At 59.8% G+C, this 25685-nt stretch carries 19 protein-coding genes and 4 tRNA genes; 16 read left to right on the plus strand and 7 right to left on the minus strand.

Annotated elements, in window-relative coordinates:
• Positions 1–46: 46 nt before the first annotated feature.
• Positions 47–1486 (minus strand): dihydropyrimidinase, encoded by a 1440-nt coding sequence (gene hydA, locus ACSSVH_RS09795; protein WP_492634423.1) that lies wholly within the window; start codon positions 1484–1486, stop codon positions 47–49.
• 602 nt (positions 1487–2088) lie between these two features.
• On the opposite strand from hydA, the gene ACSSVH_RS09800 reads away from it, so the two are divergent.
• Both ACSSVH_RS09800 and ACSSVH_RS09805 read left to right on the plus strand, forming a co-directional pair.
• On the plus strand, positions 2089–3576 hold the full coding sequence (locus ACSSVH_RS09800; protein WP_170043141.1) for an NCS1 family nucleobase:cation symporter-1: 1488 nt from the start codon (positions 2089–2091) through the stop codon (positions 3574–3576).
• 155 nt (positions 3577–3731) lie between these two features.
• A complete protein-coding gene (locus tag ACSSVH_RS09805) occupies positions 3732–5012 on the plus strand; it encodes a Zn-dependent hydrolase (protein ID WP_169954406.1) in 1281 nt (426 codons plus the stop codon).
• Between the two features lie 38 nt (positions 5013–5050).
• Here ACSSVH_RS09805 and ACSSVH_RS09810 read toward each other — a convergent pair whose 3' ends face one another.
• Positions 5051–5212, minus strand: coding sequence for a hypothetical protein (locus ACSSVH_RS09810; RefSeq protein WP_169954405.1), 162 nt, complete (start codon positions 5210–5212; stop codon positions 5051–5053).
• 212 nt (positions 5213–5424) lie between these two features.
• On the opposite strand from ACSSVH_RS09810, the gene ACSSVH_RS09815 reads away from it, so the two are divergent.
• On the plus strand, positions 5425–6111 hold the full coding sequence (locus ACSSVH_RS09815) for a peptidase C39 family protein (protein ID WP_169954430.1): 687 nt from the start codon (positions 5425–5427) through the stop codon (positions 6109–6111).
• Positions 6112–6159: 48 nt separating this feature from the next.
• Here the strand turns inward: ACSSVH_RS09815 and pbpG are convergent, their stop codons facing one another.
• Both pbpG and folD read right to left on the minus strand, forming a co-directional pair.
• A complete protein-coding gene (pbpG, locus tag ACSSVH_RS09820; protein WP_169954404.1) occupies positions 6160–7083 on the minus strand; it encodes a D-alanyl-D-alanine endopeptidase in 924 nt (307 codons plus the stop codon).
• Positions 7084–7290: 207 nt separating this feature from the next.
• Positions 7291–8145, minus strand: a complete 855-nt coding sequence (folD, locus tag ACSSVH_RS09825; RefSeq protein WP_169954403.1) for a bifunctional methylenetetrahydrofolate dehydrogenase/methenyltetrahydrofolate cyclohydrolase FolD — start codon at positions 8143–8145, stop codon at positions 7291–7293.
• 280 nt (positions 8146–8425) lie between these two features.
• Here folD and ACSSVH_RS09830 point away from each other — a divergent pair.
• The 10 genes from ACSSVH_RS09830 (at position 8426) to ACSSVH_RS09875 (ending at position 17822) form a co-directional block, all read left to right on the plus strand.
• Positions 8426–8502, plus strand: a tRNA-Arg gene (locus ACSSVH_RS09830).
• A 32-nt stretch (positions 8503–8534) separates the two neighbouring features.
• A tRNA-His gene (locus tag ACSSVH_RS09835) sits at positions 8535–8610 on the plus strand.
• A 58-nt stretch (positions 8611–8668) separates the two neighbouring features.
• Positions 8669–8753: transfer RNA gene (locus ACSSVH_RS09840), tRNA-Leu, on the plus strand.
• Between the two features lie 77 nt (positions 8754–8830).
• Positions 8831–8906: transfer RNA gene (locus ACSSVH_RS09845), tRNA-His, on the plus strand.
• Between the two features lie 401 nt (positions 8907–9307).
• Positions 9308–10618 carry a trigger factor gene (tig, locus tag ACSSVH_RS09850; protein ID WP_029298423.1) on the plus strand — a complete coding sequence of 437 codons (1311 nt, stop codon included), beginning with the start codon at positions 9308–9310 and terminating at the stop codon, positions 10616–10618.
• Between the two features lie 92 nt (positions 10619–10710).
• Positions 10711–11346 carry an ATP-dependent Clp endopeptidase proteolytic subunit ClpP gene (clpP, locus tag ACSSVH_RS09855; RefSeq protein WP_029298421.1) on the plus strand — a complete coding sequence of 212 codons (636 nt, stop codon included), beginning with the start codon at positions 10711–10713 and terminating at the stop codon, positions 11344–11346.
• Positions 11347–11458: 112 nt separating this feature from the next.
• Positions 11459–12742, plus strand: coding sequence for an ATP-dependent Clp protease ATP-binding subunit ClpX (gene clpX, locus ACSSVH_RS09860; protein ID WP_029298419.1), 1284 nt, complete (start codon positions 11459–11461; stop codon positions 12740–12742).
• A 160-nt stretch (positions 12743–12902) separates the two neighbouring features.
• Positions 12903–15299, plus strand: coding sequence for an endopeptidase La (gene lon / locus ACSSVH_RS09865; RefSeq protein ID WP_169954402.1), 2397 nt, complete (start codon positions 12903–12905; stop codon positions 15297–15299).
• Positions 15300–15447: 148 nt separating this feature from the next.
• Positions 15448–15720 (plus strand): HU family DNA-binding protein, encoded by a 273-nt coding sequence (locus ACSSVH_RS09870; protein ID WP_003174819.1) that lies wholly within the window; start codon positions 15448–15450, stop codon positions 15718–15720.
• Positions 15721–15950: 230 nt separating this feature from the next.
• A complete protein-coding gene (locus ACSSVH_RS09875; RefSeq protein ID WP_170057933.1) occupies positions 15951–17822 on the plus strand; it encodes a SurA N-terminal domain-containing protein in 1872 nt (623 codons plus the stop codon).
• A 63-nt stretch (positions 17823–17885) separates the two neighbouring features.
• Here ACSSVH_RS09875 and ACSSVH_RS09880 read toward each other — a convergent pair whose 3' ends face one another.
• Complete coding sequence (locus tag ACSSVH_RS09880) at positions 17886–19061, minus strand: MFS transporter (RefSeq protein WP_492634424.1); 1176 nt, start codon at positions 19059–19061, stop codon at positions 17886–17888.
• A 126-nt stretch (positions 19062–19187) separates the two neighbouring features.
• Here ACSSVH_RS09880 and ACSSVH_RS09885 point away from each other — a divergent pair, with 126 nt between their 5' ends.
• Both ACSSVH_RS09885 and ACSSVH_RS09890 read left to right on the plus strand, forming a co-directional pair.
• Positions 19188–20132: a LysR family transcriptional regulator gene (locus ACSSVH_RS09885; protein ID WP_492634425.1), complete on the plus strand. Its 945-nt coding sequence runs from the start codon at positions 19188–19190 to the stop codon at positions 20130–20132.
• Between the two features lie 44 nt (positions 20133–20176).
• The gene (locus ACSSVH_RS09890) at positions 20177–20965 is read left to right on the plus strand and encodes a DUF2242 domain-containing protein (protein WP_492634426.1); all 789 of its coding nucleotides are present in this window, start codon (positions 20177–20179) and stop codon (positions 20963–20965) included.
• Between the two features lie 268 nt (positions 20966–21233).
• On the opposite strand, the gene ACSSVH_RS09895 is transcribed toward ACSSVH_RS09890, so the two are convergent.
• Together ACSSVH_RS09895 and ACSSVH_RS09900 are read right to left on the minus strand one after the other, a co-directional pair.
• The gene (locus ACSSVH_RS09895) at positions 21234–22274 is read right to left on the minus strand and encodes an AraC family transcriptional regulator (RefSeq protein WP_169954397.1); all 1041 of its coding nucleotides are present in this window, start codon (positions 22272–22274) and stop codon (positions 21234–21236) included.
• A 4-nt stretch (positions 22275–22278) separates the two neighbouring features.
• On the minus strand, positions 22279–23409 hold the full coding sequence (locus ACSSVH_RS09900; RefSeq protein ID WP_169954396.1) for a carbon-nitrogen hydrolase family protein: 1131 nt from the start codon (positions 23407–23409) through the stop codon (positions 22279–22281).
• 211 nt (positions 23410–23620) lie between these two features.
• Here ACSSVH_RS09900 and ACSSVH_RS09905 point away from each other — a divergent pair, with 211 nt between their 5' ends.
• A complete protein-coding gene (locus tag ACSSVH_RS09905) occupies positions 23621–25660 on the plus strand; it encodes an NADPH-dependent 2,4-dienoyl-CoA reductase (protein ID WP_169954395.1) in 2040 nt (679 codons plus the stop codon).
• Positions 25661–25685: the final 25 nt, after the last annotated feature.

Below are 25685 nucleotides of genomic sequence, written 5' to 3' on the forward strand. Positions count from 1 at the left end.
TGAACCCGATCAAGTGTGGGAGCTGGCTTGCCTGCGATCGGCGATGTCAGCGTTTCACCGCGGCTGGCTTGGAATGCTCCGCACGCTTGCGCAACTGCTCGAACACCGCCGGATACGCCGGCCGCTCGACATAGCGCCCGGCACCGCGCTCGGCGCGCAGGTCGCCGTCGACCCAGACCAGCTTGCCCTGGCTGATGGTGTGGCTGGGCACGCCGCGTACGGTCTTGCCTTCGAAGATGTTGAAGTCCACCTGCTGATGGTGGGTCTTGGCCGAGATGGTTCGCGAGCCCTGGGGATCCCACAGCACCAGGTCGGCATCGGCGCCGACCCGGATCGCACCTTTGCGCGGGTAGAGGTTGAAGATCTTCGCCGTGTTGGTGGAGGTCAGCGCGACGAACTCCTGCATCGACAGGCGCCCGGTGTTGACCCCTTCGTCCCACAGCAGCGCCATACGGTCCTCGATGCCGGCGGTGCCATTGGGAATCTTGCTGAAATCGTCACGCCCGGCGGCCTTTTGTTCGGCGCAGAAGCAGCAGTGGTCGGTGGCGGTGGTGTGCAGGTTGCCCGATTGCAGGCCGCGCCACAGCGCGTCTTGGTGCCCGCGTGGGCGGAAGGGCGGGCTCATCACGTAGCCCGCAGCGGTCTGCCAGTCGGGGTGCTGGTACACGCTGTCGTCCAGCAGCAGGTGCCCGGCCAGGACTTCGCCATAGACCGCCTGTCCCTTGGCGCGGGCGTAGGTGATTTCGTCGAGGGCTTCCTGGGTCGAGACGTGTACCAGGTACAGCGGCGTGCCGATGGTTTCGGCAATGCGGATCGCGCGGCTGGCGGCTTCGCCTTCCACTTGTGAGGGGCGCGACAGCGGATGGGCCTCGGGCCCGGTGATGCCCTGTGCCATCAGCTTGCGTTGCAGGTGATACACCAGCTCGCCGTTCTCCGCATGCACGGTGGGCACCGCGCCCAGTTCCAGGCAGCGCTCGAAGCTGGCGACCAGGGTGTCGTCGGCGGCCATGATCGCGTTCTTGTAGGCCATGAAGTGCTTGAAGCTGTTGATGCCGTGATGGCTCACCAGCTCGGCCATTTCCTCGCGCACCTGTTCGCTCCACCAGGTGATCGCCACATGAAACCCGTAGTCGGCCGCCGACTTCTCGGCCCAGCCACGCCACTGGTGAAAGGCTTCCAGCAACGACTGCTGTGGGTTGGGAATCACAAAATCGATGATCGACGTGGTCCCGCCCGCCAGGCCCGCTGCCGTACCGCTGAAAAAGTCCTCGCTGGCCACGGTGCCCATGAAGGGCAGTTGCATATGGGTATGGGGGTCGATACCGCCGGGCATCAGGTATTGGCCGCTGCCATCGAGTATCTCGGTGCCGGCGGGAATATCCAGATCAGTGCCAATAGCGCGGATTAGACCGTCTGCGCACAAGACATCGGCTTTATAACTTTCATCATGGGTAACAACGGTAGCGCCACGGATCAACAGAGACATGCCGAGTTCCTCAGAGGCTTGACCGGCTTATGCCAGTTCTAAGTGTTGTAGTGCTGCACACCGTGCAAGATTTATTCTTGTCAGTTGTGACAGGAATAGAAACTAGCCCGAGTTTTTCGAATGATCAAGATTATTTTTTATAAACATATATCCAGATTAAGTTGTTGAAATATATAGATAAAAATCTCAAATCACCAAAATGTAGCGTCCATTCACCATTTTGACGCACTTGACAGGTTCCCAATATGAGCAACATTTCCTATTGCAAATCAGACGCTTGAGAGTTGCCTCTTGACGGCGGGTAGTAATAAAAATAATTGTGTTGCACCAGATTGAGTCCTGATTGTTCGGACAACTTCTGCGTTATTTGGCCTGAGTAACGTTGAAAGTGCCGTGGGACTTTTCGGTAAATAAAATAAAGCTGATAAACATCAGCCAGTTATATAAGCGGTACGGATGGGGTGACGGCTTGCGGCACGGTAATTGAGTGCGCTGGCGGTTGGCCGGGTCCGTGATGTCATGTTGTCCATGCGGGACTACGGCCATCCAGCGTTGAGCGCCGGATGAGCAACAATAATTTTAAAAAAAACCGTGGAGCGGCCATGCAACAGAACAGATCGCAAGTCATAGAACGCGACGGCCTGTATGAACTCGACGCCGGCAGCGACGTCCTCGACAGCCCCCGCTACAACCACGACATGGCACCGACCAAGGTGCACGAACGAACCTGGAACAAGTGGCACATCACGGCGCTGTGGGTCGGCATGTCGATCTGCGTACCGACCTACACCCTGGGTGGGGTGCTTACCGCGTACTTCGGTTTGTCGGTGGGCGAGGCGCTGATGGCGATCCTGCTGGCCAATATCGTGGTGCTTATCCCCCTGACGCTCAACGCTTTTCCCGGGACCAAGTACGGCATTCCGTTCCCGGTGCTGTTGCGCTCATCCTTCGGCATCCTTGGTTCCAATGTGCCGTGCCTGATCCGTGCGCTGGTGGCGTGTGGCTGGTTCGGTATCCAGACGATGTTCGGCGGGCTGGCGATCCACTTGTTCCTCGGCTCGATTTTCGAGGGTTGGAAGAGCCTGGGCGGCACCGGCGAGGTGATCGGCTTCATGATCTTCTGGGTGCTGAACCTGTGGGTGGTGCTGCGTGGCGCCGAGTCGATCAAATGGCTGGAAACCCTGTCGGCGCCGCTGCTGGTGGCGGTGGGTATCGGCCTGCTGGTGTGGGCGTTGCCCAATGTGTCGCTCAGCGAGCTGATGGCGATTCCGCCCAAGCGGCCCGAAGGCGCGAGCCTGACGGGTTACTTCATGGCCGGGCTGACGGCGATGGTCGGGTTCTGGGCCACGTTGTCGTTGAATATTCCCGACTTCAGCCGCTATGCCAAAAGCCAGAAGGACCAGATCCTGGGGCAGATTTTTGGCCTGCCGCTGACCATGTTCCTGTTCGCCGCATTGGGCGTGATCATGACCGCCGCCTCGGTGAAGCTGGTGGGGATCAGCGTCTCCGACCCGGTGACCCTGATCGGCCACATCCAGAGCCCGGTGTGGGTGGCGGTGGCGATGGCGTTGATCATCATTGCCACGCTGTCGACCAACACGGCAGCGAATATTGTCTCGCCCACCAATGACTTCCAGAACATCGCGCCCAAGCTGATCAACCGCGCCACCGCCGTGGTGCTTACCGGCCTGGTGGGGCTGGCGTTGATGGCCCATGAACTGCTGAAAAAACTCGGCCTGATCGTGTCCGATGTCAGCCTGGAAACCGTGTATTCCAACTGGCTGCTGGGTTATTCGAGCCTGTTGGGGCCGATTGCCGGGATCATGGTGGTGGACTATTTCCTGATCCGCCGCCAGCAACTGGACCTGGCGGGGTTGTACCGCGATGACGTGTACCCGGCGTGGAATGTGGCGGGGTTTATCGCCTTTGGCGTGCCGGTGGTGCTGACCTTGCTGTCGCTGGGTAGCGATGCATTCAGTTGGTTCTACAGCTATGGCTGGTTCACCGGTTCGGCGTTGGGCGGGGTGTTGTATTACGGCCTGTGCAGCAAGCGCAAAACCAGCCCGGTCGCTGCCAAGACATCCCTGTAAGCGATGTGGAATGCAATCAACTGTGGGATCGGGCTTGCTCGCGAAGGCGGTGGGTCAGTGATGGATATATTGACTGATACACCGCCTTCGCGAGCAAGCCCGATCCCACAGTTGGACCGCGTCAATCATAAGAAATATTGCCCGAGGAGATCCCCATGAACGCTGCCATCGACGTTCTACAATCGACCCATCAGCACATCAACCGCGACCGCCTGTGGCAGTCGTTGATGGACCTCGCCAAGCTTGGCGCTACCCCCAAGGGCGGTGTGTGTCGACTGGCCCTGACCGACCTGGATCGCCAGGCTCGCGATCTGTTTGTGCAATGGTGCGAGGATGCGGGTTGCACCGTGACCGTCGATGGTGTGGGCAATATCTTTGCTCGTCGCCCTGGGCGCAACCCGGCGCTGGCGCCGGTGATGACCGGCAGCCATATCGACACCCAGCCGACTGGCGGCAAGTTCGACGGCTGCTTCGGTGTATTGGCGGGAGTGGAGGTGTTGCGCACGCTCAATGACCTGCAGATCGAAACCGAGGCGCCGCTGGAAGTGGTGGTGTGGACCAACGAAGAAGGCTCGCGCTTCCCGCCATGCATGATGGGCTCCGGGGTGTTTGCCGAGAAATTCACCCTGGCAGACACCCTGGCCAAAACCGATGCCGAGGGCGTCACGGTGGGCGATGCGCTGAATGCGATTGGCTATGCGGGCACCCGACCGGTCAGTGGGCACAAGGTAGGGGCTTATTTTGAAGCCCATATCGAGCAAGGCCCGATCCTTGAAGATGAGCGCAAAACCATCGGCGTGGTGCTGGGGGCGCTCGGCCAGAAATGGTTCGACCTGACCCTGCGTGGGGTCGAGGCCCACGCTGGGCCGACGCCGATGCACCTGCGCAAGGACGCCCTGGTCGGTGCTTCGGCAGTGGTGGCTGCGGTAAACGCAGCAGCCCTCGGCCATCAGCCCCATGCCTGTGGCACCGTGGGTTGCCTGCAAGCCTACCCGGGCTCGCGCAATGTGATCCCTGGCGAGGTGCGCATGACCCTGGACTTCCGCCACCTGGAGCCGGCACGCCTGGACTCGATGATTGCCCAGGTGCGCCAGGTGATCGACGACACCTGCGCCAAGCACGGCCTGACCTTCGAAATGGTGCCTACCGCCGATTTTCCACCGCTGTATTTCGACAAGGGGTGTGTCGATGCTGTACGTGAGGCGGCCAATGGCCTGGGCCTGTCGAACATGGATATTGTCAGTGGCGCCGGGCACGACGCGATCTTCGTTGCCGAATTGGGGCCGGCGGGGATGATATTCGTGCCGTGTGAGGGCGGGATCAGCCATAACGAGATCGAAAACGCGGCGCCGGATGACCTGGCGGCGGGGTGCGCGGTATTGCTGCGGGCGATGGTGGCGGCTTCGGCGGCCGTGGCCAACAAGCGGGTGGCCTGAACCTGTAGGAGCCGGCAAGCCGGCTCCTACATTATTTATCAGGCGTGATGGGCGACAGGCTTATGGGCCTTGGCGCGTGTCGCGGCCTTGGGCTGTGGATGATGATGCCGGCGGGTCACGCGCAATACCCCCCACAACATGGCGCCGGCGACGGCCAGCCAGCCAAGCACCAGCAGGAAAATCGTGGTTGTCAGGCTCATGAGTGCCTCCTTTTGCCCTGTGCAGGGCACACACTGTCTTTGCAATGGACAGTCTAGCTGCCTCCCGGTTGCGTGCTATTGACCAATGGTCGTGTCCGTCCAACTTGTTTGCTCTATCCCGGGCTTTTTACTGCTGCCCAAGGCTATACCGGCGTCCAAGAGCGCCCTATGATCAACGCCCCAGCCCGCAGATGATCAAGAGAGTGAAGAAGTTGCGTTTACGGTCGAGTCTCAAAAAATCCTCGCTGGTGGCTGCCTGCGTCCTCGGATTGGCCGCGTGTGCCGGGCATCCCACCCCCTCGAAAATCCACGGTCTGCCCGAACGTGTAGAGCTCAACGGTGTGCCGGCGTTTCGTGGCGACACCTACCAGGGTGGCCCAGCCGCCTTGGCCAGCATGCTGTCGCAACAAGGCATTGTGATTACACCGGGCTTGCTGGATAAGCCATTGCACCTGCCGGGTGGGGAAGCGGACCTTGAGCGCAATATGCAGATACTGGCGCGTGAGTACGGGATGCTGGTGTATCCGCTGGATGCCAAGCTAACCGCGCTGTTGGCGCAGGTGGCGGCGGGGTATCCGGTGATGGTGCGCATCACCGAGGGCTCGACACTCTGGGCCGAGCCGCGTTATGCGGTACTGGTGGGCTTTAACCAGCAGAACAGTACGGTATTGCTGCGAGTCGCAAGGGACCGGCGACGCCCGGTGGCGTTCAGCGACTTCGAGTCCGCCTGGAACAGCGCCGGGCAGTGGGCGGTGCTGGTCCAGCGCCCAAGCCAGTTGCCGGCCAATCTGGATGCGGGGCGGTGGCAGCAGGCCGCTAACGCAACCGCCCAGGCCGGCCAGGAGCAGGCGGCAGCCCAGGCACTCAAGGTGATGGCCGAAAGACCGAAGCAGCCATAAAGCAAACGGCGCCCGAGGGCGCCGTTTTTTGTACCTGCCAATCGTGTATCAATGGGACTGGGCGACCCCGGTCTGGCGGGCCTTGAGATTCTTGTCGGCCTTGTATTGCAGGGCCACGTCCGGCACCGAGCCACTCTTGCCGGTTTCAATCCACTTGCGGATGCGGCTGGCATCGGCAAAGTGCGTGAACTTGCCGAAAGCATCGAGGATCACCAGCGATACCGGACGATTGCCCATGCTCGTCACCAGCACCAGGCAGTGGCCGGCCTGGTTGGTGAAGCCGGTCTTGGTCAGCTTGATATCCCAGTTGGCCCGGTTGACCAGGTGATCGGTATTGGAAAAGCCCAGGGTGTAGCTGGGCTTGCGGAACGACACGGTTTTTTCCTTGGTGGTGCTCAGTTGCGTGAGCAGCGGGTATTTGTGCGCGGCTTGCACCAGCTTGCTCAAGTCGCGGGCGGTGGACACGTTATGGATCGACAGGCCGGTGGGCTCGACATAGCGCGTGCTGTTCATGCCCAGGGCCTTGGCCTTGGCGTTCATCGCGGCAATAAATGCTGCATAACCGCCCGGATAGTGGTGGGCCAGGCTGGCAGCGGCACGGTTTTCCGAGGACATCAGGGTGATCAGCAACATCTCCTTGCGCGGCATCTCGCTGTTGAGCTTGACCCGTGAGAACACGCCTTTCATTTCCGGGGTGTCGCTGATGTTGATGGAGATGTACTCGTCCATGTTCTGCTTGGCGTCCAGCACCACCATGCCGGTCATCAATTTGGTGACGGAAGCAATCGGCACGACTACGTCGGGGTTGCTGGCGTAGATCACCTTGTTGGTTTGCAAATCCACCAGCATCGCGCTACCCGAAGCGATATGCAGCTGCGAGGTATCCCGTGGGGCCAGGGTGGTTTCACTGGCGTTGGCGACAGTGCCTGCGAATGCGAAGAACAGGCTGACGAGAGAGAGACGAATATTCACGCGGATGGACTCGCTAAAAGATAGAAAAATACCGGGTGCGACCGGCTTTATGAAAAATGACGTTACATATTATTAGTATGGGCCAGAAACTGTCGAATGTTCTTCTAAAACCAGACGAAAGCTCTTAAAAACAAAGAAAAAACGACTTTTTTTGCGGGCAATAAAAAGCCCCGCCATAAGGCAGGGCTTCTTTAGTGCGGCGGGTTATTAGCTGTGCAGCGTTTCGGCCGCGTACAGGGTGTTTTCCAGAAGGCACGCACGGGTCATCGGGCCTACGCCACCCGGCACCGGAGTAATCCAGCCGGCACGGGGCAGGGCGGTTTCATACACTACGTCGCCCACCAGCTTGCCGTCTTCCTGGCGGTTGATGCCGACGTCGATGACGATGGCGCCTTCCTTGATCCACTCGCCCTTGACCAGGCCCGGCTTGCCGGCGGCGACCACTACCAGGTCGGCACGGCCGACGTGGCCTGCCAGGTCCTTGGTGAAGCGGTGGGTGACGGTCACGGTGCAGCCGGCCAGCAGCAGTTCCATGGCCATCGGGCGGCCAACAATGTTGGAAGCGCCAACGACTACCGCATCCAGCCCATACAGGTCCACGCCGGTGCTTTCCAGCAGGGTCATGATGCCTTTTGGCGTGCAGGGGCGTAGCAGGGGGATACGCTGGGCCAGGCGACCGACGTTATAAGGATGGAAACCGTCGACGTCTTTGTCGGGGCGGATGCGCTCCAGCAGCAGGGAGGCATCCAGATGCTCCGGCAGCGGCAATTGCAGCAGGATGCCGTCGATGTTCGGATCGTCGTTGAGGCCGTCGATCAGGTCGGTCAGCGCCTGTTGGGTGGTGTCGGAAGGCAAGTCGTAGGCCTTGGAAACAAAGCCGACCTCTTCACAGTCTTTACGCTTGTGCGAGACATAAACCTGGGAGGCAGGATCGCTGCCGACCAGGATCACCGCGAGCCCCGGCGTGCGCAGGCCAAGCTTGCGACGTTCGGCGACACGTTTGGCGATCTGCTGGCGCAGGCTGGCGGCGATTGATTTGCCGTCGATAAGTTGTGCAGTCATTACGCGTGATTAACCATCGAGAGGGGGAGGAAAAGTGCGCGCATTCTCGCACGCCAGGACGTGAGGGCAAAGGCGCTTGGTCTGCAAATTCCCCTAACCCCTTAAATAAAATGAATTTTTTTCAAAAAAGATTTGACGGCCCCTGGGGGCGTCTATACTATTCGTCGCACTTGTCGGGCACAGCCTAGCACTGGTTAAGAAGGTCGAGCGCAATAGTGGTTTTATTGGGTGAGGCTGGAAGCATTTAGTTTGTAGTCCTCCAAGAGTACAGATTAATCAGGCGCCCGTAGCTCAGCTGGATAGAGCATCCGCCTTCTAAGCGGATGGTCGCAGGTTCGAGTCCTGCCGGGTGCGCCATTAGGCAGCTTTGGCACAAGTAGCGCAAGATGGTGGGCGTAGCTCAGTTGGTAGAGCACGGGATTGTGACTCCCGTTGTCGAGGGTTCGATCCCCTTCGTCCACCCCATATTTCAAAAGGCGCCAGATTTAACGGTCTGGCGCCTTTGTTTTAAAAGCTTCAAGCCGCGGATGTGGTGGAATTGGTAGACACACTGGATTTAGGTTCCAGCGCCGCGAGGCGTAAGAGTTCGAGTCTCTTCATCCGCACCAAATACAGCGTCACCCTTGCCATGGGCTGGGTTGGTGCTTAACAGAGAAGGCGATTGGCTTCTTTGTCACGCAATATGGTGGGCGTAGCTCAGTTGGTAGAGCACGGGATTGTGACTCCCGTTGTCGAGGGTTCGATCCCCTTCGTCCACCCCATATTCCGAAAGGCGCCAGATTTAACAGTCTGGCGCCTTTTTTGTTTTAGCGGTTTACGTATTCGGCGACTGCAGGTTCTGGGTCGCAGGGGTGGGCGCTTCGTCGTATTTTTGTTTCTCGATGATGCCGTACTACCCGCCGGCCTTGTGCGCAAGGTTGGCAGCCAGGGAGATGGTTGGCAGCTTCTTCTATATATAGAAGGGTTGGTACAGAGCCCTGGCGTGATTGGCTGTATTTGTCACTGGGGCGAGGAGCATTCGTGCATTCGTACCTGTAAAATGCCTGCTGTTTTTTAACCCGTTTTCAGTAGGGTGACTTCTTGAGTTTGACCCACTAGAATGCATGCCCTTGATTCTTGGGTCGGAAACGGCCGGCTAACGTCTGTGCAACGAGGAATATCCATGCAAGTTTCTGTTGAAAATACTACTGCTATCGAGCGCCGCATGAGCATCACCGTGCCGGCAGAGCGCATCGAGACTGCGGTCAACAAGCGTCTGCAGCAGACTGCCCAGAAGGCCAAGATCGCTGGTTTCCGTCCAGGCAAAGTGCCGATGAGCGAAATCAAGCGCCGCTTTGGTGCTGACGCGCGTCAAGATGCCGTAGGTGACGTGATCCAGGCTTCCTTCTACGAAGCTGTTGTCGAGCAAAAGCTGAACCCGGCTGGTTCGCCTTCCATCGAGCCTAAGTCCTTGGAAGCTGGCAAGGACCTGGAATACGTTGCCGTATTCGAAGTGTTCCCAGAGTTCACCGTCGCTGGCTTCGAAGGTATCGAAATCGAGCGCCTGAGCGCCGAAGTGGCTGATGCCGACCTGGACAACATGCTGGAAATCCTGCGCAAGCAGAACACCCGTTTTGAAGTGGCCGATCGCGCTGCCCAGAACGAAGACCAACTGAACATCGATTTCGTAGGCAAGGTTGACGGCGAAGTCTTCGCTGGCGGCTCGGCCAAAGGCACCCAGTTGGTACTGGGCTCCAATCGCATGATCCCGGGTTTTGAAGACGGTCTGGTTGGCGCTAAAGCCGGTGAAGAGCGTGTTCTGAACCTGACTTTCCCTGCTGACTACCAGAACCTGGATCTGGCTGGCAAAGCCGCCGAGTTCACCGTGACTGTCAACAGTGTTTCCGAGCCTAAGCTGCCAGAACTGAACGAAGAGTTCTTCGCCCAGTTCGGCATCAAGGAAACCGGTATCGAAGGTTTCCGCGCCGAAGTTCGCAAGAACATGGAGCGTGAGCTGCGCCAGGCCATCAAGTCCAAGGTCAAGAACCAGGTCATGGACGGTCTGCTGGCCGCCAACCCGATCGAAGTGCCTAAGGCTCTGCTGTCCAACGAAGTGGACCGCCTGCGCGTACAAGCTGTTCAGCAGTTTGGTGGCAACATCAAGCCTGACCAACTGCCGGCCGAGCTGTTCGAAGAGCAAGCCAAGCGCCGCGTCGTGCTGGGCCTGATCGTGGCTGAAGTGGTCAAGCAGTTCGACCTCAAGCCTGACGAAGACCGCGTTCGCGAAATGATCCAGGAAATGGCTTCGGCCTACCAGGAGCCTGAGCAGGTCGTGGCTTGGTACTACAAGAATGACCAGCAGTTGAACGAAGTCCGTTCGGTTGTGCTGGAAGAACAAGTTGTGGATACTGTTCTGCAGAAGGCTAAGGTGACCGACAAAGCGGTCTCTTACGAAGAAGCAGTCAAGCCGGCAGAAGCAGCACAAGCCGACTGATTGTCCAACTCGTTTGAAAATACACCCATAAGCCAGCCTCGCGCTGGCTTATGCGTATTCAAGACATGACTATTTGGGAGTAACTGCAGAGCATGTTCCGTAATTCGTATATTCAGCAGAACTCTGATATCCAGGCCGCAGGCGGCCTGGTCCCGATGGTTGTCGAGCAATCTGCTCGTGGCGAACGCGCCTACGACATCTACTCGCGCCTGCTCAAGGAACGAGTGATCTTTCTGGTTGGTCCGGTAGAGGACTACATGGCCAACCTGATCTGTGCGCAACTGCTGTTCCTTGAAGCGGAAAACCCGGACAAGGACATCCATCTCTACATCAACTCTCCAGGCGGTTCGGTGACGGCGGGCATGTCGATCTACGACACCATGCAGTTCATCAAGCCGAACGTATCCACCACGTGCATTGGCCAGGCCTGCAGCATGGGTGCATTCCTGCTGACCGCAGGTGCTGAAGGCAAGCGTTTCTGCCTGCCTAACTCGCGCGTGATGATTCACCAGCCACTGGGCGGTTTCCAGGGCCAGGCGTCGGACATCGAAATCCACGCCAAGGAAATCCTGTTTATCCGTGAGCGTCTCAATACGCTGATGGCCAAGCACAGCGGGCACACCCTGGAAGAAATCGAGCGCGATACCAACCGCGACAACTTCATGAGTGCCGAAGCCGCGCGTGAATACGGGCTGATCGACGCCGTGATCGACAAGCGCCCCGCTTAATATAAGCCGCTCAAAATAGGGCTGGTCGGCATGTCCGACCACCGGCGGGCTTGAAAAAGCCCGCATAAGCCTTCATCTTGTGTTGCAAGCCTATCGGATTTGGATCGAACGAATGACTGACACCCGCAACGGCGAGGACAACGGCAAGCTGCTCTATTGCTCCTTCTGTGGCAAAAGCCAGCATGAAGTGCGCAAATTGATTGCCGGCCCCTCGGTCTTTATCTGCGACGAGTGCGTCGACCTGTGCAATGACATCATCCGTGAGGAGGTGCAGGAGGCACAGGCCGAAAGCAGCGCGCATAAATTGCCTTCGCCTAAAGAAATCAGCGGCATCCTTGATCAGTACGTGATTGGTCAAGAGCGTGCAAAGAAGGTTCTGGCCGTAGCGGTGTACAACCACTACAAGCGCTTGAACCAGCGTGACAAGAAAGGTGACGAGGTCGAACTCGGCAAGAGCAACATCCTGCTGATCGGTCCTACAGGCTCGGGTAAAACCCTGCTTGCAGAAACCCTCGCTCGCCTGCTGAACGTTCCGTTCACCATCGCCGACGCCACCACCCTCACCGAGGCTGGCTACGTGGGTGAAGATGTCGAGAACATCATTCAGAAACTGCTGCAGAAGTGCGACTACGACGTAGAAAAGGCCCAGATGGGTATTGTCTATATCGATGAAATCGACAAGATTTCGCGCAAGTCCGACAACCCGTCGATCACCCGGGATGTTTCCGGTGAAGGCGTGCAGCAAGCCTTGCTGAAGTTGATTGAAGGCACGGTCGCTTCCGTACCGCCCCAAGGTGGCCGCAAGCACCCGCAGCAGGAATTCCTGCAGGTTGATACGCGTAACATCCTGTTTATCTGTGGCGGTGCGTTCTCCGGCCTGGAAAAGGTTATTCAAAACCGTTCCACCCGTGGCGGCATCGGTTTCAGTGCAGAAGTGCGCAGCAAGGAAGAAGGCAAGAAGGTGGGCGAGTCCCTGCGTGAAGTCGAGCCTGACGATCTGGTCAAGTTCGGTCTGATCCCGGAATTCGTTGGCCGTCTGCCGGTCCTGGCTACGCTGGACGAACTGGACGAGGCTGCTCTGATTCAGATCCTCACCGAGCCGAAAAACGCCCTGACCAAGCAATACGCCAAGCTGTTCGAAATGGAAGGTGTAGACCTCGAGTTCCGTGCCGATGCGCTCAAATCGGTGGCCAAGCGGGCACTGGAGCGCAAGACTGGCGCACGTGGCCTGCGCTCGATTCTCGAAGGCGTACTGCTCGACACCATGTACGAAATCCCCTCGCAGTCCGAGGTGAGTAAAGTGGTGATCGACGAAAGCGTTATAGAAGGTAAGTCCAAGCCACTGTATATCTACGAAAACAGTGAGCCGGCTGCCAAGGCTGCGCCAGACGCGTAAGCGTTTCGCAGTTTCGGTACAAACAAGGGGCCTCTAGGGGCCCCTTTGTTTTTCATAGGGATTTTTACTGTGTGTAACTGCCAGCATTGAGCTTGTTTTTTTTACACGCAGCCCCCATCTTTGTTTCAAGCTTACTTTCATCTGTCATAGAGGCGAAATCATGAAGACAACCATTGAATTGCCTCTCTTGCCATTGCGTGATGTGGTTGTGTATCCGCACATGGTTATCCCGCTGTTCGTGGGGCGCGAGAAGTCTATCGAAGCCCTCGAGGCCGCGATGACGGGCGACAAGCAGATCCTGCTGTTGGCCCAGAGAAATCCGGCTGACGACGATCCAGGCGAAGACGCCCTGTATCGCGTCGGCACCATTGCCACCGTTCTGCAATTGCTCAAGCTGCCGGATGGCACCGTCAAGGTGCTGGTCGAGGGTGAGCAGCGCGGTGCGGTCGAGCGCTTCATGGAGGTGGATGGCCACCTGCGTGCAGAAGTGGCGTTGATCGACGAAGTCGATGCGCCTGAGCGCGAATCCGAAGTGTTTGTACGCAGCCTGCTGTCCCAGTTCGAGCAATACGTGCAACTGGGCAAGAAAGTCCCGGCTGAAGTCCTGTCCTCCCTCAACAGCATTGATGAGCCAAGCCGCCTGGTCGACACCATGGCCGCGCACATGGCGCTGAAGATCGAGCAGAAGCAAGACATCCTCGAAATCATCGACCTGTCGACCCGGGTCGAGCACGTCCTGGCCCTGCTGGATGCCGAGATCGATCTGCTGCAGGTCGAGAAGCGCATTCGCGGTCGCGTCAAGAAGCAGATGGAGCGCAGCCAGCGCGAGTACTACCTGAATGAGCAGATGAAGGCCATTCAGAAAGAGCTCGGCGACAGCGAGGAAGGTCACAACGAAATCGAAGAGCTGAAAAAGCGCATCGATGCCGCAGGCCTGCCAAAAGATGCGTTGACCAAAGCCACCGCCGAGTTGAACAAACTCAAGCAAATGTCGCCGATGTCGGCCGAAGCCACCGTGGTTCGCTCCTACATCGACTGGCTGGTGCAGGTGCCGTGGAAAGCCCAGACCAAGGTGCGCCTGGACCTGGCGCGTGCCGAAGATATCCTCGACGCCGATCACTACGGCCTGGAAGAGGTCAAGGAACGCATCCTCGAATACCTCGCCGTGCAAAAGCGCGTGAAGAAGATTCGTGGCCCGGTGTTGTGCCTGGTCGGTCCTCCGGGCGTGGGTAAAACCTCGCTGGCCGAGTCGATTGCCAACGCCACCAACCGAAAATTCGTGCGCATGGCCCTCGGTGGCGTGCGTGATGAAGCGGAAATCCGTGGACATCGCCGGACTTACATCGGTTCGATGCCGGGAAGATTGATTCAAAAGATGACAAAGGTTGGCGTGCGCAATCCGCTGTTCCTGCTCGATGAAATCGACAAAATGGGCAGCGACATGCGGGGCGATCCTGCATCAGCCTTGCTCGAAGTGCTCGACCCCGAGCAGAACCACAATTTCAACGACCATTACCTGGAAGTCGACTACGACCTGTCCGACGTAATGTTCCTGTGCACCTCCAACTCGATGAACATCCCGCCAGCCCTGCTGGACCGGATGGAGGTGATTCGTCTGCCGGGTTACACCGAAGACGAGAAGATCAATATCGCCGTCAAGTACCTCGCGCCCAAGCAGATTGCGGCCAACGGGTTGAAGAAGGGCGAGATCGAATTTGATGTCGAGTCGATCCGCGACATCATTCGCTACTACACCCGCGAGGCAGGTGTACGGGGCCTTGAGCGTCAATTGGCGAAGATCTGCCGTAAGGCAGTCAAAGAACATGCCCTGGAGAAACGCTTCTCCGTGAAGGTTACGGCCGATGCGCTGGAGCACTTCCTGGGTGTGCGCAAATTCCGCTATGGCCTGGCCGAGCAGCAGGATCAGGTCGGGCAGGTGACTGGTCTGGCGTGGACCCAGGTGGGCGGCGAATTGCTGACCATCGAGGCCGCGGTGATCCCGGGCAAGGGGCAACTGATCAAGACCGGTTCCCTGGGTGACGTGATGGTCGAGTCCATCACGGCCGCGCAGACCGTGGTGCGCAGCCGCGCCCGCAGCCTGGGGATCCCCCTGGACTTCCACGAGAAGCACGACACCCACATCCATATGCCGGAAGGGGCGACCCCCAAAGACGGCCCTAGCGCTGGCGTAGGCATGTGCACGGCCCTGGTATCGGCCCTGACCGGCATCCCCGTGCGCGCCGATGTGGCCATGACCGGGGAAATCACCCTGCGTGGTCAGGTACTGGCCATTGGTGGCCTGAAGGAAAAACTGTTGGCTGCACACCGTGGTGGTATCAAGACGGTGATCATTCCTGAAGAGAATGTTCGCGACTTGAAGGAAATTCCTGACAATATTAAGCAGGATCTGCAGATTAAACCGGTTAAATGGATTGACGAGGTCCTGCAAATTGCGCTGCAATACGCGCCGGAGCCCTTGCCGGATGTGGCTCCCGAGATAGTCGCGAAGGACGAAAAACGCGAGACTGACTCTAAGGAAAGAATTAGCACGCATTAATACGTTTAAGCTTGGTGGCTTCCTTGACAGCTTTTTAGAGCCCTTGTTATAAAGCGGCTCTTATAAGTGCCTGTAGGCCATTCAGCACTGGTTTTTGCTTTCACCAAAAAACTTAGAATCATACTCAATAGATATAAGGGGACTTAGAGTGAACAAGTCGGAACTGATTGATGCTATCGCCGCATCTGCTGATATCCCGAAAGCCGCTGCTGGCCGTGCGCTGGACGCAGTAATCGAATCCGTCACTGGCGCTCTCAAGGCCGGCGACTCCGTGGTACTGGTAGGTTTCGGTACTTTCTCTGTGACCGATCGTCCAGCCCGCACTGGCCGTAACCCACAGACTGGCAAAGCACTGCAAATCGCTGCTGCCAAGAAACCAGGTTTCAAAGCCGGTAAAGCCCTGAAAGAAGCCGTCAACTAAGCTTCGTTCAAGCCTTTGCCTATCCGGGCTGGACGCAGGTCTGGCCTGGCAGCGGAGCGGCAACTGACCTGAGTATCCATTGGGTCGCGACGCCGGGGGGCGGGTTCAACACCCGTCCGTTCCGCCAGTTACGAGAAGGCGCATCCTCGGATGCGCCTTTCTTCTATCCGGATTCTACCCACGCTCCACGGTTGCCTAATTTTTGAAGTTCAACCGTTTCTGGGGGACGCATGCTGCAGAATATCAGGGACAATTCACAAGGCTGGATTGCCAAGACCATTATCGGGCTCATCGTTGTATTGATGGCCTTCACCGGTATCGAGGCCATTTTCCAGGCCACGACCAACAGCCAGGACGCGGCCAAGGTCAATGGTGAAGAAATCACTCAAAACGAGCTGAGCCAGGCCGTCGACATGCAACGTCGGCAGCTGATGCAACAACTGGGCAAGGACTTCGACGCGTCCTTGCTGGATGAAAAAATGCTGCGCGAGGCGGCCCTCAAAGGCCTGATCGATCGCAAGCTACTGCTGCAAGGCGCGGCCGATTCGAAGTTCTCCTTCTCGGAAGCTGCACTGGACCAAGTGATCCTGCAGACCCCGGAGTTTCAGGAAGACGGCAAGTTCAGCGCTGAACGCTTCGACCAGGTGATCCGTCAACTGGGCTACAGCCGTATGCAGTTCCGGCAGATGCTGACCCAGGAAATGCTGATCGGCCAACTGCGCGCAGGCATTGCCGGCAGCGGTTTTGTCACCGACCAGGAAGTGCTGAACTTTGCGCGTCTGGAAAAACAGACCCGTGATTTCGCCACCGTCAGCATCAAGGCCGACCCGGCAGCCGTGAAACTCACCGACGACGAGGTCAAGGCTTACTACGACCAACACGCCAAAGAGTTCATGACTCCAGACCAGGTCGTCATCGACTACCTGGAGCTGAAGAAGTCTTCGTTCTTTGACCAGGTAGCGGTCAAGGACGATGAGCTGCAGGCCCTGTACGAGAAAGAAACCGCCAACCTCGCTGAACAGCGTCGTGCCGCGCACATTCTGATCGAAGTCAACGACAAGGTCACCGAGGCCCAGGCCAAGGCCAAGATCGAGGAAGTCCAGGCGCGCCTGGCCAAGGGCGAAAGCTTCGAGGCCCTGGCCAAGGAGTTCTCCCAGGATCCGGGTTCGGCCAACAGCGGCGGCGACCTGGGTTTTGCAGGCCCTGGCGTCTACGATCCTGAGTTCGAAAGTGCCCTGTACGCCTTGAACAAGGACCAGGTCTCGGCACCGGTACGTTCCAGCTTCGGCTGGCACCTGATCAAGCTGCTGGGTGTTGAAGCGCCAGAAGTGCCTTCGTTCGCCAGCCTGAAAGACAAGCTGACCCGCGAGCTGAAGACCCAGCAAGTAGAACAGCGCTTCGTCGAGGCAACCAAGCAACTGGAAGATGCGGCATTCGAAGCCTCCGACCTGGCCCAGCCAGCTTCGGACCTGAAGCTGACCGTACACACTTCGGCGCCGTTTGGCCGTGAAGGTGGCGAAGGCATCGCGGCCAACCGTGCTGTGATCCAGGCGGCTTTCAGCCCTGAAGTGCTGGATGAGGGTGCCAACAGCACCGCCATCGAGCTGGATCCGGAAACCATCGTGGTCCTGCGCGCCAAGGAGCACCGCAAGCCGGAGCAACTGCCGCTGGAAAGCGTGGCGACCGCCATCCGTGCCCAGTTGACAAAGGAGCGTGCAAGCGCTGCGGCGAAGACCCATGCTGACGAGCTGATCGCTAACCTGCGCGACGGCAAGCTGGCATTGGACCAGGCGGTTGATGGCCAGGCCTGGAAAGTCACCGAAGCTGCTACCCGTGGCCAGGAAGGCGTCGAGCCTGCCGTGCTGCAAGCGCTGTTCCGCATGGCCAAGCCGGCGGCGAAGGACAAACCGACCTTCACCGACGTGACCCTGCCGGATGGCAGCTTGATGATCCTGCGCTTGAACAACGTCAACGAAGGCGCTGCGCCAACCGATGAAGAGAAGGAGCAATATCGTCGCTTCCTCGCTTCGCGGGTCGGTCAGCAGGACTTCGCTGCGTTCCGCAAGGAGCTGGAAACCAAGGCTGACATCAAGCGGTTCTGATGTACTAATACCGTTTCAAAAAAACACCCCGGCCTGAAACCGGGGTCTTTTTTTGCCTGTTTGTCAGGTGCGGCGAGGCTGCAGGGTGGTGATCAATGCCAGCGTAGCCAAGGCGGCAACGACCCAGGGAAACCACATGACGCCCCATCCCTGAAGTAGTACGCCGCCCAGGAGCCCACCGCCGGCAATCCCCAGGTTCCACACCGTCACCAGCATCGACTGGGCTGCATCCGCCGAGTCACCGGCCGATTTGGCCAGCGCGGTTTGCAGCAAGGCAGGCAAGCCGCCAAACGCCAGGCCCCAGATGGCGACTGACAGGTAGACGACCTCGGTAGAGGCGATCCACAGCCCCAGGGCCAATGCTGCAGCGGCAAACAGGGTGCAGCTGCTCACCAGTAGGACCTGCAGCAGGCGGTCAATCAACAGGCCGACGATCCAGATCCCCATCAGCGCGGCCAGGCCAAATACCAGCAACACCCGGTCGATGTCGGCGGTAAGCCCGGCGGGCGCCAGGAACGGCGCGATATAGGTGTACAGAATGTTATGCGCCAGCACGTAGGTAAAGGTCACCCACAGCACCGGTCGCACCCCCGGCAAACGCAGGACCTGGCGCAAGCCCAGGCGCTGTTGCGCACGTTGCCCGGCAAAGTCCGGCACCTGCCAGCGTACCCACGCCAGTAGCAGCACTGTCAGCCCGCTCATGATCGCAAAGCTCAAGCGCCAACCCACTGCAGTGCCCAGAAACGTTCCGGCAGGCACTCCAAGGGATAACGCCAGGGGCGCGCCCAGCATTGCCACGGCAATCGCCCGGCCCTGTAGGTGCGGGGCCACCATGCGGCTGGCATATCCTGCCAGCAGTGCCCAGAGCAAACCCGCGAACACCCCGGCCAACAGCCGTGCAACCAGGGTCAGCCAATACACGCTTGATAGTGCCGTGACACTGTTGACTAGCGCGAAGCCACCAATGGCTAGCATCAGCAAGGGGCGGCGGCGCCAGCCACGGGTGGCGATGGTCAGGGGGATGGCGGCCAGCAACGAGCCGAGGGCATACAGCGTGACGAGCTGGCCGACCAGCGCCTCGCTCACCCCGAGGCCGGCGCTCATCTGGGGCAGCAGACCTGCGGGCATCGCCTCGGTGAGGATGGTGATGAAGCCGGCGGTGGCCAGCGCCAGCAAGCCCGCCATGGGCAGGCGTTCGCGCTGGCTGGGCAGGCATTGCGGTGTACTGCAGTCATTCATGTGGCTCGGCTCCGTATTCAAGGCATCAGGACATCGGGGCAGAGTAGGGGGCTGAACCGCTTGGAAAAATGGGCTAAGGTTCCGAACTTATCGGACGTTTATGTCCGCAATTCGCAGGAAGTGACAATGGACAGTCTGGGCAGTATGTCGGTGTTTGTGCAGGTCGCGGAGACCCGCAGCTTTACCCAGGCCGGTCGGCTGCTGGGGGTGTCGTCCTCGGCTGTGGGCAAAAGCATTGCGCGCATGGAGCAGCGTCTGGGGGTGCGGCTGTTCCATCGCAGTACCCGCAGTATCACGCTGACGGCCGAGGGCGCGCTGTTTCTCGAGCGTTCACGGCGGATCCTGGCCGAGGTTGAAGCGGCCGAGCAGGAGTTGATTGAAGCAGCGACCACCCCCCGTGGCAAATTGCGCATCAGTTTGCCCCAGGTCAGGGGCCTGTTGATGCCGGTGCTGACCGAGTTTATGCGGTCCTATCCAGAGATTGAGCTGGACGTGGATTTTTCCGACCGCATGGTGGATGTGATCGAGGAAGGCTTCGACGCTGTGGTGCGCACCGGCAAGCCCGAGGACTCGCGGCTGTCGGCGCGGCTGCTGGGGCACTATCGGTTGGTGCTGGTGGGAGCGCCGCAGTACTTCGTTTTACACGGCGTACCGACCTGTCCTACGGATCTCAACCATCATGCATGCCTACTTCACAAGTTTTGCGCCACCGGCAAGCTGGAGAGCTGGCCCCTGCGCCATTTACCGGGCGAACCCGAGCCGGTGCTGCGTGCACCGTTGGTCAGCACGACCATCGAGTCGCTAAAGCACGTAGTGCACGAAGGCCTTGGGATTGCCTGCCTGCCGGACTTCATGGTCCGCGAATCCGTCGAGCAGGGCCGCCTGCAGCGGGTGCTGGACGATTACCTGGAGCACAGTGGCAGCTTCTGGATGCTCTGGCCGTCGAGCCGACATGCCTCGGCCAAACTGCGGGTGTTTATCGATCATATGAGCGCCAGGCTTTTTCCTGCACCGCGCGTCGAGCCGGCTGGTGACGTTTTACCGACAGGAATCCGCGCGCGCAGCCGGTGATCTGTTGCACAATACCGCCCTGACCGTTTTCCTCAGGATGATCAATGTCGACTTCATTTCACTTGCGTGGCCTCGCGCTCGCGCTGGTGCTGGCAGGCGCCACGGGCTGCTCGTCGCCCAAGACCGCTATCTACGAACATGAGAACTTCGACGACTCCGGTACGTTTTCGCGCAATTACCCGGTCAGCGATATCGCGGCCTGCGAAGCGGCACGCCGGGCGTTGCTAAGCCAGGGCTACATCATCACCAGCAGCGACCCGAAGCTGGTGAGCGGTAACAAAAGTTTCCAGCAGACCGGTGAGACCCATCTACAGATCAGTTTCAACGTGGTGTGTGCCGAAGATGGCAGCGCCGAGCATCATGCCACCATGTTTGCTAACGCCCTGCAGGATCGCTACGCGCTGAAGAAAGTCAACAACTCCGCCAGCCTGGGGGTGGGCGTGCTCGGTTCGGTGTCGATGCCGATCGGCTCCACCGACGACTCCATGGTCAAGGTGGCCAGCGAGACGGTCACCTCGCCCAAGTTCTATGACCGCTACTTTTCCTTGGTGGATGTGTTCCTGCCCCAGGAAGTGAAAGCCGCCGAGCACATTCCCGAAGCGCCAAAGGCCGATCTCGGCGTACCGGAGCCCAAGCCCGCGCCGGCGGTGGACAAGGTAGAAGCGCCGAAAGAAGTGCCGCCGGTACCTGTCGCGCCAGCGGTCTCGGAACCGCTTGCACCGCCGGTAGAGGCCGTGCCCATTACCCCGCAAGCTCCAGCAGAAGTGCCGACTACGCCTGTGCTGCCGGCACCGACAGAGGTGATTCCACCGCTGCCGGCTACCGGCGAATAATTACGCGCGGGCCGAGAAGGTCAAGTTTGATGAATTAAATCCGTTGCCCGTCGCTACGTTTAATCTTGGAGCGCAGGAATGTCATGACCCTGTCTTTTTTTCGTCACCACGGCACTTTAGGCTGGTGATGCAGGTCACTTGAACAACCTGCTTTGATGACACAAGGAGTCGACGATGGACGATTATCAAGAAGAGCTGCTGGAATACCAGGCATTTGAACTGGACCCTTCGCACCCGGCCGACGACGCCACCGAGCTGTAGGCAGGCGTCAGGCGGAATGCCGCTGACTGCGGCGAAATTCCCCTGGGGTCTGGCTGTTCCAGCGCTTGAAGGCCCGTTGAAAGGCCTCCGCTGAGGCAAAACCGAGCAAGTAGGCAATTTCACCAAACGCCAGTTCCGTGTCGCGAATGTAGGTCATGGCCAGGTCGCGGCGGGTGTCGTTGAGAATCGCGCGAAACTGCGTGCCTTCCTCGGCCAGCTTGCGGCGCAAGGTCCAGGTTGGCAGCTTCAGGCGCGCCGCCACTTCTTCCAGGTCGGGTTCCCGGCCGCCATTGAGCATCGGCCCCAGCAAACGAATGATGCGCTCGCGCAGGCTGCGGGTGCGGGTCAGTTGTTCCAACTCCCGTTCACACAATTGCACCAGCAAGTGCCAGGTACTTGGGCAGTGCTGCGGGTTGCGCAGGCCCAGGCTGTACTGGCTCAGCCGCAGTTGGTTGAGCTCGGCGCCGAACTGCACCGGGCACTCGCCCAGCACGCTGTAGCTGGCGCTGTAGTCCGGTGCGGCGAATTCGATTTCGATGCGCTCGGCCAGCACCGGCTGCTGGCACAAGTTCGCCATCTGATGCAGCCAGCCGGCCAGAATCGAGTCCACCACGAAGCGGTTATAAGCGTTGTACGGGCTGATGGAATAGAAGCGCAGCCAAGCGCCCTGGGCGTCTTCATGAAAGCTCGACTGGCCACGATAGTTGGCGCCGTACAAGGCTTCGAAGCGCGTCAGGGTGCGTGCCGCTTCGCGCACGTTGGGAGCCTGGGCGGCGGTGACGCCGGCCAGGCCAAGTTGATTCATACGGCTCAACTGGCCCATGCGCAGGCCCAGGCCGGGGTCGCCGGTCAGTTGGATGGCCGCATGGCCCAGGCGCATATAGCGCGGGATCGACAGGCGCGCGCCGGGTTCACTCAAGCGCGCCGGGTCCAGGCCGTATTGCAACAGCAACGGCTGCGGGTCCAGGCCATGGCTGAGGATGGCGTCGGCCAGGGTGTGCACGATGCCCACCGATAAGTCCCCGAGGCGCATCGGTGCCGGCTTCATGGGTTTATAGCCACACGTTCAGCAGGCGCGCACCACGTGCGTTGCCGTCGGCGAAGACTTGACCGTTGGCACTGAGAAAGCTCTGGCCGCTGGTGCCCTGGTCCCAGAACTGCCCGCGCATGAATACGCTCATGCCGGCACCGGCCAGGCTGATGGGGGCCTGGCTGATCAGGCTCAGGCGATGCCAGGCTTCGCCTTCACTGAGCTCTTCGGGCTTGAGGCTGACTTCCGGGGGCGTGGACACACTTTTGAAGCCGCGCCATGGCTTGTCCCAGGTGTCTCGGCCAATCACCAGTGCCGGCACGGCCACCAGCTGCGCGCCTTGTTCGTTGAGCTTGCGGTAGTTGTCGGGGTACCAACTGTCGCTGCCGATCAGGATGCCCAGGCGCCCGGCCGGGGTGTCGATCACGCTGACCGCGTTTTCGTCGCCCGGGGCGATAAAACCGCGCTCATCGAAGATCGGGTAGAGCTGGCGCTGGGGTTGGCCCAGCGGCAGGCCATCGCGGTCGAACACCAGGCTGGTGTTGTACAGCGCGCCATGGCCGACCTGCAGTTGACCCTGGCTGATACTGGGGTTGGGCAGGGCGATGGAGCCGGCAACCAGGGTCACCCCGAACTCCTTGGCCAGGCCACCAAACAGCACCTGGTAATCGCGGGCCATGGCCGGCGCCTTCATGCGCAGGTAGGCATCGTCCAGGCGGTTATCGCCCTGGGCGCTGATCAATGCGCGCAGGAACAGCAAAGGGTTGCTCGCCGACAGCCAGTTCATCGCCTCCTTGAAGTTAGTCGCCTGATACAGCTCGTTTTTTTCGCCACTGACCATCAGCCAGGTGCCGACATGTTCGGGCAGGACCACGATGGTTTTATCATTGAGCAGGCCCAGTTCCTGGGCATTGCGCAGGTAGGCCGAGAGCTTGAGGTGCAAGCGTTCCAGGCTCTGGTAGTCAGCGGGGAACAGCTCCGGCTGGATGCCCAGCAGGTTGCCGTGATCGGCGGGAGTGCCCTCGTTTACAGCCAGGTTGATCCGCAGGTCCGACAGGTAATGCCCCACGGGGCGCTCCTGGGTCCAGACCAGATAGGCGGAAACGGCGGCGACCAGGGCCATGGTGAGGGTCAAAGCAAGTAATTTACGCATGGGGGAACAGACAACAGGCCGTGTGCAGGGTTCGCCCCTAGGGTAGGGCGCGTCGCCACGCTTGCCAAGGGGCGTTGCGCATTTGGATCAATAAGTTGTCAGTTTCAGTCATTGAGCGCTAACGGCGTGGCTCTTAGTCTGTGGAACATAAACCGATGGCCGGCCATTCGAGCCTGTCACGTCCCGTGATGATCCGTTGTGGAGCTGTACCATGACCGCTGCTGCCTACCCGCACCTGCTGGCCCCGTTGGACCTGGGTTTTACCACCTTGCGCAATCGCACCCTGATGGGTTCGATGCACACCGGCCTTGAAGAAAAACCTGGCGGCTTCGAGCGCATGGCGGCGTATTTTGCCGAGCGCGCCCGTGGCGGCGTGGGCCTGATGGTCACCGGCGGTATTGGCCCGAACGATGAAGGCGGGGTGTACTCCGGGGCCGCCAAGCTGACCACCGAAGCCGAGGCGCTCAAGCACAAGATCGTCACCCAGGCCGTGCATGAGGCCGGTGGCAAGATCTGCATGCAGATCCTCCACGCGGGGCGTTATGCCTACAGCCCCAAGCAGGTCGCCCCCAGCGCGATCCAGGCGCCGATCAATCCGTTCAAGCCCAAGGAGCTGGACGAGGAAGGCATCGAGAAGCAGATCAGCGACTTTGTCACCTGCTCGGTATTGGCCCAGGTCGCCGAGTACGACGGCGTCGAAATCATGGGGTCCGAAGGTTATTTCATTAACCAGTTCCTCGCCGCCCACACCAACCACCGCACCGACCGCTGGGGCGGCGCCTACGAGAACCGCATGCGCCTGCCGGTGGAAATCGTGCGCCGGGTGCGCGAAGCCGTGGGGCCGAATTTCATCATCATCTTCCGCCTGTCGATGCTCGACCTGGTGGAGGGCGGCAGCACCTGGGAAGAAATCGTCCAGTTGGCCAAGGCCATCGAACAGGCGGGCGCGACGATTATCAATACCGGTATCGGCTGGCACGAAGCGCGCATCCCGACCATCGCCACCAAGGTGCCGCGCGGTGCGTTCAGTAAAGTCACGGCCAAGCTGCGTGGCGCGGTGCAGATCCCGTTGATCACCACCAACCGTATCAACACCCCGGAAGTGGCCGAGCAGATCCTCGCCGAGGGCGATGCCGACATGGTGTCCATGGCCCGGCCGTTCCTCGCCGACCCGGAGTTCGTCAACAAGGCCGCCGCTGGGCGCGCCGATGAGATCAATACCTGCATCGGCTGCAACCAGGCCTGCCTGGACCACACCTTCGGCGGCAAGTTGACCACCTGCCTGGTCAACCCGCGCGCCTGCTACGAGACCGAGCTCAATTACCTGCCGGTCCAGCAGATCAAGAAAATCGCCGTAGTCGGCGCCGGCCCAGCCGGACTGGCCGCTGCCACCGTGGCGGCGGAGCGCGGGCACCAGGTGACCCTGTTCGATTCGGCCAGCGAGATCGGCGGCCAGTTCAATGTGGCCAAGCGCGTGCCGGGCAAGGAAGAGTTTTTTGAAACCCTGCGGTACTTCAAGCGCAAGCTGCAGACCACCCATGTCGAGCTGTGCCTCAACACCCGGGTGGATGTGGCGCAACTGGTGGCTGGCGGTTATGACGAGATCATCCTCGCCACGGGTATCGCGCCACGTACCCCGGCGATTCCTGGCGTGGAAAACCCCAAGGTGCTCAGCTACCTGGACGTGCTCCTGCAGCGCAAGCCGGTGGGCAAGCGCGTTGCCGTGATCGGTGCCGGTGGTATCGGCTTTGACGTGTCGGAGTTCCTCGTGCACCAGGGCGTGTCCACCAGCCTGGACCGCGAAGCGTTCTGGAAGGAGTGGGGCATCGACACCCTGTTGCAGGCCCGCGGCGGCGTGGCCGGGATCAAACCCCAGCCCCACGCCCCGGCGCGCGAGGTTTACCTGTTGCAGCGCAAAGCTTCCAAGGTTGGCGACGGCCTGGGCAAGACCACCGGCTGGATCCACCGTACCGGCCTGAAGAACAAGCAGGTGCAGATGCTCAATAGCGTTGAATACCTGAAGATCGACGATGAGGGCCTGCATATCCGTATTGGTGCCGAGGGCGAGCCGCAGGTGCTGGCGGTGGACAACATTGTGATCTGCGCCGGCCAGGACCCGCTGCGCGAACTGCAGGACGGCCTGGTCGCCGCTGGCCAGAACGTGCACCTGATCGGCGGTGCCGACGTGGCCGCCGAGCTGGATGCCAAGCGCGCCATCAACCAGGGCTCGCGCCTGGCCGCCGAGTTGTAAGGGCCGCGCAGGGGCGGTGTTAGAC

The organism is Pseudomonas sp. HC1(2025) (genome assembly GCF_058742075.1).

Coding starts and splice junctions, on each gene's coding strand:
- hydA (WP_492634423.1), bottom strand. CDS start 1,486: ATGTCTCTGTTGATCCGTGGCGCTACCGTTGTTACCCATGATGAAAGT.
- ACSSVH_RS09800 (WP_170043141.1), top strand. CDS start 2,089: ATGCAACAGAACAGATCGCAAGTCATAGAACGCGACGGCCTGTATGAA.
- ACSSVH_RS09805 (WP_169954406.1), top strand. CDS start 3,732: ATGAACGCTGCCATCGACGTTCTACAATCGACCCATCAGCACATCAAC.
- ACSSVH_RS09810 (WP_169954405.1), bottom strand. CDS start 5,212: ATGAGCCTGACAACCACGATTTTCCTGCTGGTGCTTGGCTGGCTGGCC.
- folD (WP_169954403.1), bottom strand. CDS start 8,145: ATGACTGCACAACTTATCGACGGCAAATCAATCGCCGCCAGCCTGCGC.
- tig (WP_029298423.1), top strand. CDS start 9,308: ATGCAAGTTTCTGTTGAAAATACTACTGCTATCGAGCGCCGCATGAGC.
- clpP (WP_029298421.1), top strand. CDS start 10,711: ATGTTCCGTAATTCGTATATTCAGCAGAACTCTGATATCCAGGCCGCA.
- clpX (WP_029298419.1), top strand. CDS start 11,459: ATGACTGACACCCGCAACGGCGAGGACAACGGCAAGCTGCTCTATTGC.
- lon (WP_169954402.1), top strand. CDS start 12,903: ATGAAGACAACCATTGAATTGCCTCTCTTGCCATTGCGTGATGTGGTT.
- ACSSVH_RS09875 (WP_170057933.1), top strand. CDS start 15,951: ATGCTGCAGAATATCAGGGACAATTCACAAGGCTGGATTGCCAAGACC.
- ACSSVH_RS09880 (WP_492634424.1), bottom strand. CDS start 19,061: ATGAATGACTGCAGTACACCGCAATGCCTGCCCAGCCAGCGCGAACGC.
- ACSSVH_RS09885 (WP_492634425.1), top strand. CDS start 19,188: ATGGACAGTCTGGGCAGTATGTCGGTGTTTGTGCAGGTCGCGGAGACC.
- ACSSVH_RS09890 (WP_492634426.1), top strand. CDS start 20,177: ATGTCGACTTCATTTCACTTGCGTGGCCTCGCGCTCGCGCTGGTGCTG.
- ACSSVH_RS09895 (WP_169954397.1), bottom strand. CDS start 22,274: ATGAAGCCGGCACCGATGCGCCTCGGGGACTTATCGGTGGGCATCGTG.
- ACSSVH_RS09900 (WP_169954396.1), bottom strand. CDS start 23,409: ATGCGTAAATTACTTGCTTTGACCCTCACCATGGCCCTGGTCGCCGCC.
- ACSSVH_RS09905 (WP_169954395.1), top strand. CDS start 23,621: ATGACCGCTGCTGCCTACCCGCACCTGCTGGCCCCGTTGGACCTGGGT.